Annotated in this window: 14 protein-coding genes; 9 read left to right on the top strand and 5 right to left on the bottom strand. The window is 68.1% G+C overall.

Going from position 1 to position 15,514, the window contains the following annotated elements:
- Positions 1-62: 62 nt before the first annotated feature.
- On the top strand, positions 63-1,511 hold the full coding sequence (locus VKA86_07000; GenBank protein HKK70947.1) for a M1 family aminopeptidase: 1,449 nt from the start codon (positions 63-65) through the stop codon (positions 1,509-1,511).
- Between the two features lie 12 nt (positions 1,512-1,523).
- On the opposite strand, the gene VKA86_06995 is transcribed toward VKA86_07000, so the two are convergent.
- From VKA86_06995 to VKA86_06975, 5 genes are all read right to left on the bottom strand, one after another.
- On the bottom strand, positions 1,524-1,814 hold the full coding sequence (locus VKA86_06995) for an Lrp/AsnC ligand binding domain-containing protein (protein ID HKK70946.1): 291 nt from the start codon (positions 1,812-1,814) through the stop codon (positions 1,524-1,526).
- Positions 1,815-1,842: 28 nt separating this feature from the next.
- Complete coding sequence (locus VKA86_06990) at positions 1,843-2,874, bottom strand: aldo/keto reductase (GenBank protein ID HKK70945.1); 1,032 nt, start codon at positions 2,872-2,874, stop codon at positions 1,843-1,845.
- A 107-nt stretch (positions 2,875-2,981) separates the two neighbouring features.
- Complete coding sequence (locus VKA86_06985) at positions 2,982-5,006, bottom strand: methyl-accepting chemotaxis protein (GenBank protein HKK70944.1); 2,025 nt, start codon at positions 5,004-5,006, stop codon at positions 2,982-2,984.
- Between the two features lie 204 nt (positions 5,007-5,210).
- The gene (locus VKA86_06980) at positions 5,211-5,840 is read right to left on the bottom strand and encodes a thioredoxin family protein (GenBank protein ID HKK70943.1); all 630 of its coding nucleotides are present in this window, start codon (positions 5,838-5,840) and stop codon (positions 5,211-5,213) included.
- A gap of 62 nt (positions 5,841-5,902) precedes the next feature.
- Positions 5,903-8,185, bottom strand: a complete 2,283-nt coding sequence (locus tag VKA86_06975) for a protein-disulfide reductase DsbD domain-containing protein (protein HKK70942.1) — start codon at positions 8,183-8,185, stop codon at positions 5,903-5,905.
- Between the two features lie 267 nt (positions 8,186-8,452).
- Between VKA86_06975 and VKA86_06970 the strand changes: the two genes are divergently transcribed.
- The 8 genes from VKA86_06970 to VKA86_06935 form a co-directional block, all read left to right on the top strand.
- Positions 8,453-9,529: an FAD:protein FMN transferase gene (locus VKA86_06970; GenBank protein ID HKK70941.1), complete on the top strand. Its 1,077-nt coding sequence runs from the start codon at positions 8,453-8,455 to the stop codon at positions 9,527-9,529.
- A 147-nt stretch (positions 9,530-9,676) separates the two neighbouring features.
- Positions 9,677-10,129, top strand: coding sequence for a hypothetical protein (locus VKA86_06965; GenBank protein ID HKK70940.1), 453 nt, complete (start codon positions 9,677-9,679; stop codon positions 10,127-10,129).
- Complete coding sequence (locus VKA86_06960; protein HKK70939.1) at positions 10,126-10,752, top strand: outer membrane beta-barrel protein; 627 nt, start codon at positions 10,126-10,128, stop codon at positions 10,750-10,752. The genes VKA86_06965 and VKA86_06960 overlap by 4 nt, the downstream gene beginning before the upstream one ends.
- Positions 10,753-10,801: 49 nt before the next feature.
- Positions 10,802-12,817, top strand: a complete 2,016-nt coding sequence (locus VKA86_06955) for a hypothetical protein (protein ID HKK70938.1) — start codon at positions 10,802-10,804, stop codon at positions 12,815-12,817.
- Positions 12,818-12,826: 9 nt separating this feature from the next.
- Positions 12,827-13,363, top strand: a complete 537-nt coding sequence (locus tag VKA86_06950) for a TlpA disulfide reductase family protein (protein HKK70937.1) — start codon at positions 12,827-12,829, stop codon at positions 13,361-13,363.
- Positions 13,360-13,581, top strand: a complete 222-nt coding sequence (locus VKA86_06945; protein HKK70936.1) for a DUF4266 domain-containing protein — start codon at positions 13,360-13,362, stop codon at positions 13,579-13,581. The genes VKA86_06950 and VKA86_06945 overlap by 4 nt, the downstream gene beginning before the upstream one ends.
- Positions 13,572-14,726 (top strand): DUF3570 domain-containing protein, encoded by a 1,155-nt coding sequence (locus VKA86_06940; GenBank protein ID HKK70935.1) that lies wholly within the window; start codon positions 13,572-13,574, stop codon positions 14,724-14,726. The genes VKA86_06945 and VKA86_06940 overlap by 10 nt, the downstream gene beginning before the upstream one ends.
- 21 nt (positions 14,727-14,747) lie before the next feature.
- Positions 14,748-15,514, top strand: a 767-nt coding sequence (locus VKA86_06935) for an NHL repeat-containing protein (protein HKK70934.1), incomplete at its 3' end; no start/stop codon positions are given.

Below are 15,514 nucleotides of genomic sequence, written 5' to 3'. Positions count from 1 at the left end.
GACCGGCGTGGTACGCGGACTGCAGCCGACCGCACGTCCCGAGACCGCGTCGAGGATCCGCCGTGCCCCCACGCCCGCCGCAACCCGCCGTCCGCAGCCGCTCGCTGCGCCTGGTCGCCGTGGCCCTGGCCCTGCTCGCCGGCACGGCGGTGGGCCTCGTGCGCGCCTTCGGCGGTGGTGCCGACCCCACGCTCGGGCTGCGCTACGAGGTCGCGATCGACGACCCGGCGACCGGTCGCATCGCCGTGAGTCTGCACGTCACCGGCTCGGGAGACCGGATCGAACTCGGTACGTCCGATCACGTGCTCGCCCCGGCCGACCCTCACGTACAGTTCCGGGTCCGGGAAGCCCGTGACCCGGAGGGACGCCCGCTCGAGATCGTGCGGCACGCTCAGGGTTGGGACGTCGAGACGCGGGGCCGACCCGCACGCATCGACTACGAGGTCCATCTGCACTCGCCCGCGCGACACCGCGGCTCCTTCGCCCGCGAAGCCCTCAGCTCCATCGACGTCGACGGGGCGCGCCTGCTCGGCAGCGACGTCTTCGTCTTCCCTTTGACGGCCGGCGTCGATTCCCTCGAGGTGCGCTACGATCTGCCGCCGGACTGGACCCTGCACCACCCCTTCGCCACGGACGCCACCACGGCAGCGCCTCCCTCCTTGCCCGCTCTGTACGGATCGGCCGTTGCCGTCGGCCGCTACCGCCACCTGGAGCGGCAGATCGACGCCGTGCGCGTGGAGCTCGCCCTGCGCGGGAACTACGCCTTCGGCGACGCCGATCTGATGGACGTCGTGGAACGTGTCGTCCGCCACCAGGTCGAGCTCTTCGGCCACGCTCCCTCCGACCGCTACCTCTTCGTGGTGAACGAGCACCCCGCGCAGGAGGATCCCGAACTCCTGCACTACTTCGGGCTGCACTTCCGGGCGAGCATGGTGCTGCTGATCGACCCGCGGACCCGTCGTCGCAGCCTCCAGGGCGAGCCGGCGTCGCTGTGCGCGCACGAGTTCTTCCACAACTGGCTGGGGGAGGAACTGCGCCAGCAGGGCTACGAGATGAACTGGTTCGTGGAAGGGGTGACCACCCTCTACGCCTACCGCACGCAGCTGGCGACCGGAATGCTCGATCACGGCCGCTTCGCCCGGGAGGTGCGTCGCCGGCACCGTGATCACTGGGTCGACAACCCGGCGCGCGCGCGGATGTCGCTGTCCGAGGCGGGTTCGGTGGTTCTGCAGGATCCCGAGGTGACCCGGCTCACCTACACCGGGGGACTCCTGGTGGGCATCGCCCTCGACGAACGCATTGCTGCTGCGACCGCGGGGCGGACTTCACTGGACGACCTGCTCGTCCGCATGGTCGACCGCGCACGGCACGAACCCCGACACCGATTGACCCGCGCCACGCTCGAGGCCGAACTCCTCGCACTCACCGGCGAGGACTTCGGACCCTGGCTCGACCGGCACGTGGACGGTATCGACCGGCTGCCGCTCCCCGGTTTCGTGACGAGTCGCTGAACCGACGTCCGCTCAGTTGCGCGCCGACTCGCTGCCCACGTCGAAGAGGCTGGCCAGATCGAACTTACTGTGCGTGCGAAAGGCCATGAGCGTCTCGCTGCGCGTGATCCCGTCGACCTCGAGTACGTGCCGGGTGACCAGGTCGGCCATCTCGTCGTTGGTCTCGCTGCGCAACACGGCGATCAGATCGTACTTGCCGGCGACCGAGTAGACCTCGGTCACACCCTCGATCTCGAGGAGGGACTCGGCGACTTCGTTGACGAGCTTTCGCTCCGTGTTGATCAACATGAGTGTGGTGACCACGGGCGGGGCTCCTCCGGGGGAACGGGGGTCAGTCCAGGTCTTCCGTACGACGGGACAGGTATCCGGCCTGCATGAAGTCGAGATACGTCTCGTAGGGCACGGTGGCCGCGTCCAGGCGGTCGAGAGTGTCCGTGTCGACCTCGAGCTCGGCGGCATCGAGGTTCTGGTCGAGTTGCTCGACCGTCCGCGGTCCGACGATCGGGCTCGCGACCGCGGGCTGCTCCAGCAGCCATCGCAGGCTCAGGGCCACCGGCGTCGTCCCCAGGCGCTCGGCATCGACCTTCAGGAGATCGATGACGTCGAAGGTGTCGTCGGTGAAGGTGCGCTGCTTCCACTTGGCCATGACGTCGTTCTCGTGCGGATCGTTCATGCGGGCCCCGCCCGGTCCGGTGTGCGAGGCGCGATCGTACTTGCCGCTCAGAAGGCCGAAGGCGAGTGGACTCCACGGGAGGATTCCCATGTCGTAGTAGTCGGCAACCCCCATGATCTCGATCTCGATGTCGCGGCACAGCAGGTTGTACTGCGGCTGAACGGTCACGAATCGCTCCAGGCCGTTCTGATCGGCGCGTTCCTGGGCCAGGGCGATCTGCCAGGCGGTGAAGTTGCAACAGCCGAGGTAGTGGATCAGTCCCTCGTGGACCATGTCGTCGAGCACGCCGAGGGTCTCCTCGATCGGCGTCAACGGATCCCAGATGTGCAGCTGGTAGAGATCGATCCGATCGGTCCGCAGACGCCGCAGACTGTCCTCGACGCTCCGGCGGAGATTCCGCCGGCTGTTGCCGGTGCGATTGGGGTCGGGACCCAGGGGGAAGTAGCCCTTGGTGGCCAGGACCACGTCGTCGCGCCGACCTTCCAGGGCTCGACCCAGGATCTCCTCGCTCCGCCCTCCCGAGTACACGTTGGCGGTGTCGACGAAGTTGCCGCCACGGTCCAGATAGCGATTCAGGATCGCAACGCTCGTGTCCTCGTCGCAGCCCCAACCATCGTTGCCGAAGTTCATGGTGCCCAGGCAGAGGGGGTACACCTTCACCCCGGACGAGCCGAGCATTCGGTAGGTCATGTGGATCTCTCCGGAACCGGGGTCGACGGCGTGCGGGCCGTCGGGAACGGGACGTCGGAGAGTCTATACGCTGCCGTGGACAGGGTCGAGGGATCGAGCGCGATCGGTCAGAACTGTTCGAAGGAGTCTCCGAGGTCGACCTCCTCCTCGGAGGCAACGGCGGCCGCGTCCTCTTCGCGGAGCTGGAAACGTTCGATCAGTCCACCCAGGGCATCGCCCAGACCCCGGAGCTCCTCGATCGCCTGCCCGGCGGACTCGGTGGTGGCCCGCGACATCTCCGTGCTCTGGTGCATCGACGTGACGCTCATGCTGATCTCGCCGGTCGTCCCACTCTGGGTGTTCACGGCCTTGGCGAGCGACTCCGACATCTTGTGCACCTTGTCGATGCCCCCACTGATCGCCTCCATGTCGCTCATGGCCGCACCCACCCTCTCGCGGATTCCGGAGACCTTCTCGCCCACCTCTTCTGTCGCGCGGGCGGTCTGCTCGGCCAGGTTCTTGACCTCGGTGGCGACCACGGCGAATCCCTTGCCCACCTCGCCGGCGCGGGCCGCCTCGATCGTCGCGTTCAGCGCGAGCAGATTGGTCTGCTCGGCGATGTCGTCGATCAGGGCCAGGACCTCACCGATCTCGTCGCTGCTCGCGGTGAGTTCGCGCACGCTGGCCTCGGCCCTCGCGACGGCGTCGTGGGCCGACGTCACCACATGTGTCGACTCACTCGCGCTCAGCGCGATCTCCTGGATGCTCGCGTGCATGTGTTCGACCGCGCTCGACAGGCTCTGCGACTCCTCGGTGGCGGCGACGACCGCCACCTTCGACTGCTGACTGGCGCGGGACATCCGCGCGGACTCCTCGCGGAGCATTCGACTCGTCGACCGGATCTCGCCCACCAGCCCGCGAAGACCCTCGATCATGCGGGCCGCGATATGGCCGAGCTCGTCGCTGCTCGAGCGGGGCACGTGGTGGTGCCTGAGATCGCCGTCGGCGATCCCGGACATGGCCCGGGCGAGCTCGCGGTAGTACGCGCGTGTCTGCTCCAGTCCGGCCTGGACACGCACGAACTCCCGATCGCGCGAGATCCGGATGTCGACGTCCATGTCGCCCATTGCCAGGCGCTCGGACACGGTGCCGATCTCGTGCAGCGGACGCATGACGTGGCGTCGGAACCCACGCATCGCCATCAGGTAGGACACGGCGACGGCGACCAGAGCGATCAGGACACCGACCGCACGCAGCAGCGCGGCCCGATGCGCTGCGTCCGCCGACTCGATCTGGCGGCGCCCGAGTTCCCTCTCGACGTCGAGCAGGATCGTGTTGGCCCGATCCACCAGGGGAAGACACTCGACCACGTGCGCGTCCTGCGGCAGGACGCCACGATCGACCGCGCCGCGGATCCTCTCGACCATCGGATCCCGACCGATCGCCAGGGCCTCGTCGAGCCGCGACCGGGGCGTGCCGCCCAGCTTCGTCCGCAGGGCCTCGAAGAGAACGTGGGCCCGGCCGCGCGCGTAGGCCGCCTCGGTCCGCAGACCGGAATCGGCGGGTGAAGCGAACCAGCGCAGGGTCCGGTCGTACTCGCGCTGCAGATTCTCCCGCGCCACCTCCAGCAGGTGCAGCCGTTCGGCCTGGAGGTGCACGGGCGTTTCGTGGACGCGCTCCAGCGCACCGGCCATGACCCGATGGGCCGCATCGATCACCTCGTCGTAGGCGTCCACGGTCAGGCGGACCGACTCGCCCCCCGGGTCGGCCATGGATCGTATCGGATCGAGCCTTCCCGCCGCCCGCTCGAAGTGATCCCAGGCCTCGACGAAGCCTGCGGTTGCGGAGATCCGGAGCGCGCTCTCGACGGCGGTGTCGGTGCGCTCGCGGGCCCGCTCCGGAGAGGGAAGATCGATGACCGACTGACCGAGCTCGACGTGCACGGTGGCCGCCCGTTCGACCTGCAGGGCTGCCGTCACTCGGTGCAGTGCCCCCATGGCTCGCGCGACCTCCGCGCCGCGGCGACTCGCCACCAGGGATTCGTGGGCATCCAGGCCGAGGGGAACCGCCACCGCGACGGTCGAAACCACCATGGCCAGCGCCACGAGCCGTGATCGCCACCGAAGGGAGTGGATCGGAGAACGCAACGACATCAGGGAGCCTCGCGAAGGATGGGGTCCGCCCCGGCGGAGACGGACCTGAGCGGGGGTGCTTTCCGGTTATCGTCGTCCGGAACCATTCCTTGAGACGCCCGTCGCCCCTTCCCCCCGATTTCCGGTCGCCCCTTTCCGTGTACGAGAAAGGGGACCCGGAACGGTCTTCCGGATCCCCTCTCGGAGGCTCGTCTCGAAGTCGCCTCAGCTCGTCTTCGAGCTCTTGTCCTTCTTCGCGTACTTCACCGAGCAGCCGTAGGGCTTGCTGGTGGCGGTGTCCACCGACTCGTCGTTCATCAAGGCCTTCAGCGCGGCCGCGACGTAGTTGGTGGGTGCGTCGCTCTTGCCACGCCGATCGTCGTCGATGGCACCGTCGTAGACGAGCGTGCCCTCGGGATCGATCACGAACATGTGGGGCGTGGTGCGGGCGTTGTACGCGCGGCCGACCTCACCCGATGCGTCGAGCAGGATCGGATACGGAACGTCTTCCTTCTTCGCCCACTTCGCGGCCGACTCGGCCGTGACGAAGTAACTGCTGTCCACGGCCAACCACACCACGTCGTCGTGCTCACGGGCCATGCCGGTCATGGTGTCCGCCTCGTAGTGACGCACGACGAAGGGGCACTGGGGGTTGGTCCACTCGAGCACCACGGTCTTGCCCGCGTAGTCACTGAGCTTGTGCACGTTGCCGTTGTGGTCGATCAGCTCGAAGTCGGGTGCGGCGTGGCCGACCTGGGCCTTGCCGTGTTGATGGTCGTGCCCCGGCCCGGCGACGGCGCCGGCCGAAAGGGCGGCCACGGCGAGTGTGGCAACGGCGAGATGACGAATGCGCATGAAAGGTTCCTCCTGAGAGAAAGATTCAGGGTTCCTGGAATCAGGGGGCGAAGGGAAGGGGCTCATCGCGAGGCGACCGCACGGCTCGGTCCGGCCTCCTCCAGGGCCTCGACGACCATCGACTGGGTGATGATCTCGGGCAGGACGATCGGTGCATCGATACGACCGGCGGGGAAGACGGCGTAGAAGGGAACACCGCTGCGACCGAACTGACGCAGCACACGGGTGATCTCCTCGTCGCGGTTCGTCCAGTCCCCGACGAAGGTCCGCACGCCCAACTCCTCGAGTTTCGAGAGCACGGGCTCGGTCATGATCACGGTCTTCTCGTTGACCTTGCACGTGGTGCACCAGGCCGCGGTGAAGTCGACGAACACGGTGTTGCCATCGGCAACCGCCGCTTCGAGCGCGGCCACGCTGAAGGGCTCCCAGGCCGCGGTCCCGCCCCCACCGTGCGACGCGACCTGCTGGACTCCCTCCTGCGCGGCGATGGCCTCGGTCGAGAGGGGTCGGTGGACGAACTGCCACCACGAACCCGCCACGAGCACCAGCATGACCGCCCAGACGGTCACGCGTCGCTGTGTCGAGCTGTTGAGGTCGAGCAGACGCCCGTACATCCAGAGAGCGAAGCCGAGGACCAGGATGAAGATCAGGGCGGCGATCATGCCGTCGGTCCCGACCTGCTGACCGAGCACCCACAGAAGCCAGATCAGGGTGGCCATCAACAGGAAGCCCATGGCCTGTTTGAAGGTGTCCATCCAGGGACCGGGCTTGGGCACGAAACGCAACAGGCCCGGGTTCAGGCTGAGGATCAGGTAGGGCAGGGACAGTCCCGCACCCACGGTGAGGAAGATCGCCAGGATCACGGCGGGCGGTTGGGTGAAGGCGAAGCCGAGCGCGGCGCCCAGCAGCGGCGCCGTGCACGGCGTGGCCAGGGCCGTGGCCAGCACACCGTTCATGAAGCTCTCGGCGTAGGCACTGCCGCGGCCACCGCCGCCGCCCACCTGCACCGGCAGGACGATCTCGTAGACACCGAACAGGCTCAGGCCGAAGGCGAAGACCACCGCGCCCATGACCAGCACGAAGACCGGGTTCTGGAACTGGAACCCCCAACCGAGCTGGTCGCCCGCGGCCTGCAAGGCGATCACGACGATCGCCAGCGCCAGGAACGACACCAGCACTCCCGCCGCGAACATCAGACCCAGCCGGAACTGCACCGACCGGTCCTCGCCGGCGTGCTGGACGAATCCCATGACCTTGAGCGACAGCACCGGGAGCACACAGGGCATCACGTTCAGGATCACGCCGCCGACCAGCGCCAGCAGCAGGAAGTACGCGAGCGACCCTTCGGGACCCGAACCGGCCACTCCGGAGAAGTCCTGGTCGAAGAGACCGCCGGTGGACCCGGCGCCGAGCAGGGTCGCGAAGACCTCGGGACTCCGGGCCTCGACGGCCTGGCCCGCGGAGGCCGCCGGCACGGGCAGGTCGATCTCGACGAAGATCTCGTTGCCATCGGCATCGGTCAGCACGAGCACACCGCCCCAGTCGAGGATCGTCCCGGCCTCCACGCCGGGCTCGAGTTCGAAGGGAGCGCCGATCAACAACCGACCGGTGTCGACCACGTGCTGCGTCTCGTCCGCGAACAGTCCCTCGGCCGCCTCCGGGAACCATTCGAAGTCCACCGACGACGGATCGTCGAAGCCATCCACCACGAGCGCCGCGCGGGCACTCTGTCCGGGCGGCACGGCACTCAGATCGAGATGGGCGTCCACGTCCACGCCGTCGATCGTCCGGGGCGGCTGCGGCAACCGCGCCCTGGAGGCCTCGATCAGCTCGAGATCGCGCCGCGGTACGGGTTCGCCGGTGCCTCCCGCGTCGAGGGTCAGCTCGAGGTCGGCGCTGCCGGGGATGCACAATTCCTTGCACATGAGCCACTCGGCGCGCGCGCGCAGCGTGACCGTGCCGCGCGCGTACGGCGGCACCGTGATCCGGGTCAAGAGCACCGGATCGCCGGAGTAGCCGAAGGTGATCAGGTCTCCCGCCTCGACATAGCGCTTCGGTGCGGGCCATTGGAGCGGACCGGCCGCCCAGCCCTCGGGCAGGGTCCACTCGACCTCGGTCGGCAGACCGGCGTCGCCACTGTTCTTCCAGTAGGTGTGCCACCCCTCGTCCTGCTCGAGATGGACACCGACGAGCACGGTGCCACCCGGCTCGACCGCCGTGGATGTCGTGATCAGCCGCGCTCGGACAGGGTCGGCCTCGGGCGCCGAGGGCACGGCGGGGAACTCGGACCCGCCGTCGGGCGGTGCGGCCACGGCGGAGCCCGAGAGCACGATCAGCAGGAGCACGGCGCGGAAGCCTGCAGTGGACGGAACAGGGGCTGGCGGAATCATGGCAGTCGGTTCGCTCCGGGACCGGGTCCGGATGAGGAGTCGGCACACCGCGACCGGCCGGATCGCGGACTCCACTAGATAGTCCGGCGGACCTCCACTCCACCAGGCGAGCCGGTCACGATGCTGTGAACTCACGAACCCCGAAGACGGAGCGAAACGGCACGAAGGTGGCTTCCGGCTCCCGAGAGCCGTTCGATGGGCCTTCCCGCACCGGAGATCTCCATGCCGACCTCCCCACGTTCCGCTGCCGTCCTCGTCGTCGTGGCGCTGCTCGCCGGGCCGACCACCGCCGACGGGGCCGACCGGGTGGTCCGTTACTCCGTTCACACCATGGGCACGATCGGCACGGTCGCCGTGGTGGCCGACGACTCGCTCGCCGCTCTGGACGACGCCCGGGCCGGCCTGGCCGCCTTCGCAGCGGTCGACCGACGATTCAGCAACTGGGACCGTCGCAGTGAGATCTCGCGGGTGAACGCGGCCCTCGACGCCGGACCGGTACGACTGTCCTCCGAGGCGACGACCGTGATCGGGACCGCCCTGCGGATCGCCGCCGAGAGCAAGGGTGCCTTCGATCCCACCGTCGAACCGCTGGTCCGTCTGTGGGGATTCCTGGGCGGCCGCCCTGCAGTTCCCGACTCGACCGCGGTCGCCGAAGCACTGGAACGCGTGGGACACGAACGGGTGCGGCTCGACGGTCACGCGCTCACGGCGTCGGCCGACGGCGTGCGGATCGACCTCGGGGGGATCGCCAAGGGGCGCGCCGTCGACGACGCGATCGCGGTCCTGGGCCGACGCGGAGTCGAGAACGCCCTCGTCGACGTGTCGGGCACCATGCGTGCGCTCGGCCGTCCCACGGCCCGACCGCACTGGACACTGGGCATCCGCGACCCGGAGACCGACGATGCGTGGTTCGGCCAGCTGCGCCTCGACGACGACGCCGTGGCGACCTCGGGGAACTACGAGCAGTTCGTGGCACGAGACGGCACACGGCACGGACACGTGCTCGACCCCCGCACGGGCTGGTCGGTGCAGGGGCTGACCTCGGTGACGATCGTGGCTCCCACTGCCCTCGAAGCGGACGCCTGGGCGACCGCGATCCTGGCGTTGGGCTCGGAGGAGGGGCGGCGCGTACTCGCCACTCGCGACGACCTCACCGGTGTGCTCGTGCAGAGTGCGAGCGCGGGACGGTACCGGGTGTGGGTCGAGGATTCCCTTCGGGACCGTTTCGATCTCGTGACCGGTGCTAAAGCGCGCTTCATGGTGGAGTGGTTCGGCGGTCACCGCGACCGGACACGCTGAACCACACTCGACCGTGTCGAGAAGCCCACGACCGCCACGCCACCATGATGCGCTCGCACTGGTACGGTCACTGCTCGATTCCGCGACGGAACCCGGCTCCGGCACCCGGCCGTTGCCATCGCCGCCATCGCGAGGATCGACCCGCCCATGTTCCGGTCCCCACACTCCCGCTCCATCCCGTGGTTGCTCGCCGGCTGCCTGCTGTTCGTGGCCGCCTGCTCGGGCGACGACGACGGCACGCTGTCCCCGACACCGGCGGGTGGTGGACAGGAGCGCGTGCTCGACTACGAGACCTTCCTCACGGCGGTCGCACCCGTCCTCCACGAGCGTGGTTGCAGTGCCTCCGGTGACTGCCACGGCGGCGGAATCCGCGGAACCTTCCACCTGAGCCCCGACCACGACCGCGATCCCGTCTTCGACTTCGAACAATCGGTACTGCAGGTCGACGATCTCGATCCGACCGCGAGCGCACTGTTGCGCAAACCATTGGCCGTCGACGCCGGGGGCGCCCCGCATGCGTTCACCGCCTTCGCGTCGATCGACGACCCGGACTACCGCACGATCCTGGCCTGGATCGACGCCGGGGAGCTCCGGCCGTGAGATCGTCCGCCGTTCTCGAACTCCTCCTCGGGACGGTCGTCTTCTGCGCGATCGTCGCGATCGTCCCGAACGCGTCCGTCGCACTCGCCGCCGAAGACGCCGCCGACGACGACGAGCGAGAGTTCCTCGTACCCGCGATGAGGGACCGGGGGCTCTCCGTGGAGCCCGGGACGCGGCCCTACGCCGACCGCCTGGGGTTCAGCCCCGCGATCGGCCGCCTGGGCAACGAGCCCTACTACGCCCTGCGGGCCAGCTACCACCCGTCGCGCTTCCTCGGTTGGGAGGCCCACCTCGGCCACAATCCCTCGGAGAGCGTCCACGCCCTCGTGCACGCCCTGCTCGTCCAGCTGCGTTGGCCACTCCCGTGGCGGCTGCAGCCCTACCTCACGGTCGGCTACGGAATGATGCTGGTCTTCCCCGGTCGCGTCTTCGAGGCCGACCCCGTCACCGAGAACCAGATCGGCGCCGGTGCAGGACTCGAGTTCTTCCTGCGCGACGACGTGGCCCTGCGCGGCGAGATCCGGGGAGCGACGATCACCGGGTCATCGTCCACGCGCGATCGGGACTTCGACTACCGCGAGTTCACCGTGGGACTGGTCTTCTACCGCACGATCGAACCCTGATTGCCGACGTCCGCACTCTTGCGGAGTTCCGACGACACGAGGAGACGACATGCGCCCTGTGATCCGACACCGCACGCCACGAGCGTGGCTGTCCCTGACGGCGTGCACGTTGACGGCCCTGGCCCTGTTCGGTGCCGCGGGCTGCCGTGAGAGCGCGCCCGACGACGTCTTCGACAGCGAAGAAACCACCGAGGCCATCGTCTTCGTGAAGACTGCGGCCGAGGAAACGCTCAATCGCAGCCGTGCCGCGAGCAATCTCTACAAATTGTCCCCGATCTCGCCCGAGGGCCGGGTGGCGCCGCTCACCGACTTCACGGGTGCGAGCGTCAGCGATCCCTGCGTGAGCTTCGACGGCACGCGCATCCTGTTCTCGATGCGACCGTCGGGCACACCGAACCGCAACATCTACGAGATCGGCGTCGACGGGACAGGACTCCGGCAGGTCACCGACGGTGGCGGACACGACTTCGATCCGCTCTACCTACCCGACGGACGAATCCTGTTCACCAGTTCGCGTGCGCGCGAGATGGACGAGTACAACCACTCGCCCGCGGAACACCTGTACCGCTGCAATGCCGACGGCAGCAGCATCGAACGTCTGAGCTTCAACCAGAGCGACGACTTCGACCCGGTGCTCATGGCCAACGGGCAGATCGTGTACACGCGGTGGGAGCACTTCGGGCAGTTCAATCGATTCCCCCTGTTCGTCATGAATCCCGACGGAACCGGGATCTTCCACAAGTACGGGCCGCACGGGCGGAACTTCTTCCATCCGCAGCCCACCCCCGACGGGCGCGTGATCGCGATCGAGTCGACCCGGGTGAACGAGGATGCCGGGCCCGTGGCCCTGCTGAAGCTCGAAGCGGGGCCCGCCGACCCGGCTCCCGAACCGCACGAACACTGGTCGGTGTTGACGGCCGACGTGAACAACAGCGGTGCCCCGTGGCAGTACGGTGCCTTCAAGTACCCCTTCCCGCTCGGCGGCAACCGCTACGTGATCAGCTACACCCTGCCCGCGGCCGAGGAGGAGGACGTCGACTACGCCCTCTACACCTTCACGCTGAACGAGACCGGCAGTGGGACCCAGGACGATCCGACTCGAATCGAGATCGACGACCTGACCTTCCTCTACAACGATCCGAACACGAACGAGTACGACGCGCAGTTCGTGGCGGCCCGCGCGAAGCCGCCGGTGATCGAGGACACCATCGATCCATCGGTCGACTGGGGCATCTTCACGGCGGTCGACGTCTTCAATCGCGGCCACTCCGACGGACAGGAAGTGCCGCGGCGCGGGATCGACGACATCGACCGGATCGCCGTCCTGGCCGCACGCCCCACACGCGTGGGCGAGGCGAACACGTTCTCCGCGAACATGTTCGAGAAGCGCGCCTTCATGGGCTATGCACCGGTCCAACCCGACGGCAGTTTCTCGATCCGCGTCCCGGCCGACACGCCGATCAGCTTTGCCACCCTCGACGAACACGGCCGTGGCTTCGTGGTCAAGCGTACCTGGCTGAGCGCGCGCCCCGGCGAGCACTTCGATCAGTGCTTCGGTTGCCACGAGGACCGCACGAGCTCCGAACCCATCCCACCGGAGAATCCGCCGATGGCCCGGCAGCTCGAGCCAACCGACTTCAGCGGCATGACCATGGACGACATGGAACTGATCACCTGGACCGAGGGCATCGGCGCGATCGTCGAGCAGAAGTGCGTGAGTTGCCACTCGCCGGGAGCGCCCGGCGTGAAGGACGACCCCCGTGTGGACGGCCTCGGCCGTCGCGCCCCGGCCGGCGATCTCGACCTACGCCAGAACGTGATGGTACCCGACATGGAGATGCGGTCGGAGTTCCCGCTGGGATACGTGAACCTGAGCGGTGAGAGCGAGCGTGCGTCGGAGGCGGTGCGTCCCGGTTTCCCGCGTCGCTCGCCGCTGATCGACTATGTCCTGGGCCTGGGCTCGCGCGAGGGCATGGGGCCCCATCCGCTCGGTGAGCACGCGCTCACCGAGCGGGAACGGGAACTGTTCAACCTGTGGGTGCTCCTGGGCGCCCAGTACCGCTAGGAGGTCGGCGTGAACCGGCACGGAAGACTCACGGGTTTGGTCGTGGCGTTGCTCGTCGTTGCCGTCTCGGTCCGAGCGGACGACGTACGTGGACTCCTCGAAGGCCACCCGCTGCGCACACTCGGCGGAGAATCGGTCACGCTCGACGAACTCGACGGGCGAACCGTGGTCGTGAACTTCTGGGCCGAGTGGTGTGCCCCTTGCCGTGAAGAGCTGCCCGTTCTCGACGGATGGTACGCGGAGTTGGCCGACCACGACGTGCGGTTCGTGGCGATCTCGATCGACCGCGAAGCTCGGCGTGCACGTGATCTGGCCGAGGACCTGGGGCTGCGGTTACCGCTCTACCACGACGGCCCCGAAGGCCTTGCAGCGGACCTCGACCTTCCCGCGCTACCGATCACGTACGTCGTCGACCCCAACGGCCTCACCGTCCACACCTCGACCGGCAGCGCCGAAGCCGACCTCGAGGCCCTGCACGACGCCATCGTGGCCACGAGCTCGCCCACACACGCCACCGAACCCCCGAGCGGAGGAGCAGAACGATGAGAGGCCGCACGTCGTTCGGTCTGGCCGCCGTCGCCCTCGTCCTGGGAGCCAGCGGCTGCGCCACCGTCAAACCCTACCAGATGGAGCACCTCGCCGACCCCATCATGGCCTTCGACGCCGAGGCCGAGGAGCACGCTCGCGAGCTGCACTGGATCGAAGCCCGGGAGGGAAGCACCGGGGGCGCCGGCGGTGCCGGTGGGGGCTGCGCGTGCAACTGACCCGTCGTCACACCCTGACGGGTCTCGCACTCGTCGCTGCCGCTTGCGTCACCGACGCACGCGCCGCCTGGCCCGATCTTCCGATCGAGACCCAGGGGGACGACTACGTCTTCCAGCTGTTCAACGACGTGGACGACATCGAAGTGATCACGCACCAGAACGTGTACCGCGTCGCACTCGAGAACGAGACGGAACTCCGAATCGGCCTGGCCCACCAGACGGTCGTGATCCCCGCCGTCGAGGCACCTCCTGGCAGCGACGACGCGGTCGACGCCATCACGACGGCGAGCCGCCCGATCCGCGACATCGGTGATGCCTACCGCGAGTACGCACGCACCCGGAAGGAAGTGCAGTTCGACGTGTCGCGGCCGGAGCTGAGCGTTGGCTACTACTTCTCGACGGAGGAGGACTACCTGGCCCAGATGATCCGCACCCAGTGGAACCGTGATTTCGCCGGCGAGACGTTCAATCTGTCCGTGGGAGCGAGCTTCGGTTGGGACACGATCGACCCCCTCGCCGACGCCGACAGCCGTAGCGTGTCCGATCATCGCCACACCACCTACGCCAACGTCGTGGTCACGCGTGTCCTGACACCGACCACCGTCGTCCGCGCGGGCTACGAGACCTTCTTCGTCGACGGTCTTCAGCACAACCCCTACCGGAACGTGTACGTCGCCGGGGGGAACGAGACCGAACGGCATCCGGACGACCGTCACCGCCAGGACGTCTACCTGCGCCTGAACCAGTACCTTCCACTGCGCGCCAGCCTGAAGCTCGAGGCGAAGCTCTACGGAGACGACTGGGGCGTGCGCTCCACGACCCTCGGCGCCCGATTGAGCCAGTACGTCGGCGACGCGCTGATCGTCCGCTACCGCTACCGCTACTACGACCAGTCCGCTGCGGACTTCCACTCGACGAACTACACGACCACCGGGGGGATCGGCGGTTACCGGACTGCCGACTACCGGCTGAGCGCCTTCGATGCCCATCTCTTCGGCACACGAGTGCACTGGTCCCTTCGCGACCTGATCGAAGGCGGCACCATCTGGAACGGCCTGGCGCTGCAGCTCGGCTACGAGCGCTACTTCAACAGCAACAACTTCTCCGCGAACATCCTCGAAGCCGGCGTGAGCCTGGACTTCTAGGGCGGAGGGAGGAGCGACACCATGCGACGCAGCCTCGTGATCCTGGCTCTGGTCCTCGTCTCGCGACCAGCCGCGACCGAGACGTTCCGCCCTTCGGACCTGGTGCCGGAGGCAGGAATCTCCGTACTCGATCGGAGGACGGCGAGCGCGCGGCTCGACCGCGAACTCTTCGGAGAACCGCATGCGAGTATCGTCCTCGGTCGTGTGGACGTGTACGATCGTTTCCCCTACCTGGAGGCACGCTTCTTCCAGGTCGTCAGCGACCCGGTCTGGGATCGCCTCCTGTTCGGCGCGACCGAACGAGGACTGGACGCCTTCGACGGTCGTGGAAGTTCCTTCGGTCCCCTCGACGCACCGCGCGGCCTGTCGAGTGACGAGTTCGGGCGCGTCTACGTGGCCGACACGAACAACGATCGTGTGCTCGTGTTCTCCACACACCCCGAGTACCACGAGCTCCGTCTCGAACCGCTGTTCGCCATCGAGGGGCTGAAGCGTCCCCACGACGTGGCCTTCGCCGACGGCGGCACTCCCTTCGACGCAACCGACGACCGGCTCTACGTGGCCGACACCGGCCGGAATCGCGTGGTCCGTCTCGACCTGGACGGCGATGGTGCCCGCGAGGTGAGCCGAGTGGGCGGGCTCGGGAGTGGCGAGGACCGCTTCGCCGGCCCGACCGCGATCGCCGTCGCACGGATCGACGGGCACGACCTCGACACCGTGTACGTCGCCGACAGCCACCGCCGACGCCTGGTCCGCCTGGCCGACCTCGGACACGGGCTGCACTACGT

This window comes from Candidatus Krumholzibacteriia bacterium, from assembly GCA_035268685.1.
Lineage (GTDB): Bacteria > Krumholzibacteriota > Krumholzibacteriia > JAJRXK01 > JAJRXK01 > JAJRXK01.
The sequence above is the reverse complement of the archived record's forward strand: the minus strand, read 5'-3'. Positions and strand labels throughout refer to the sequence as shown.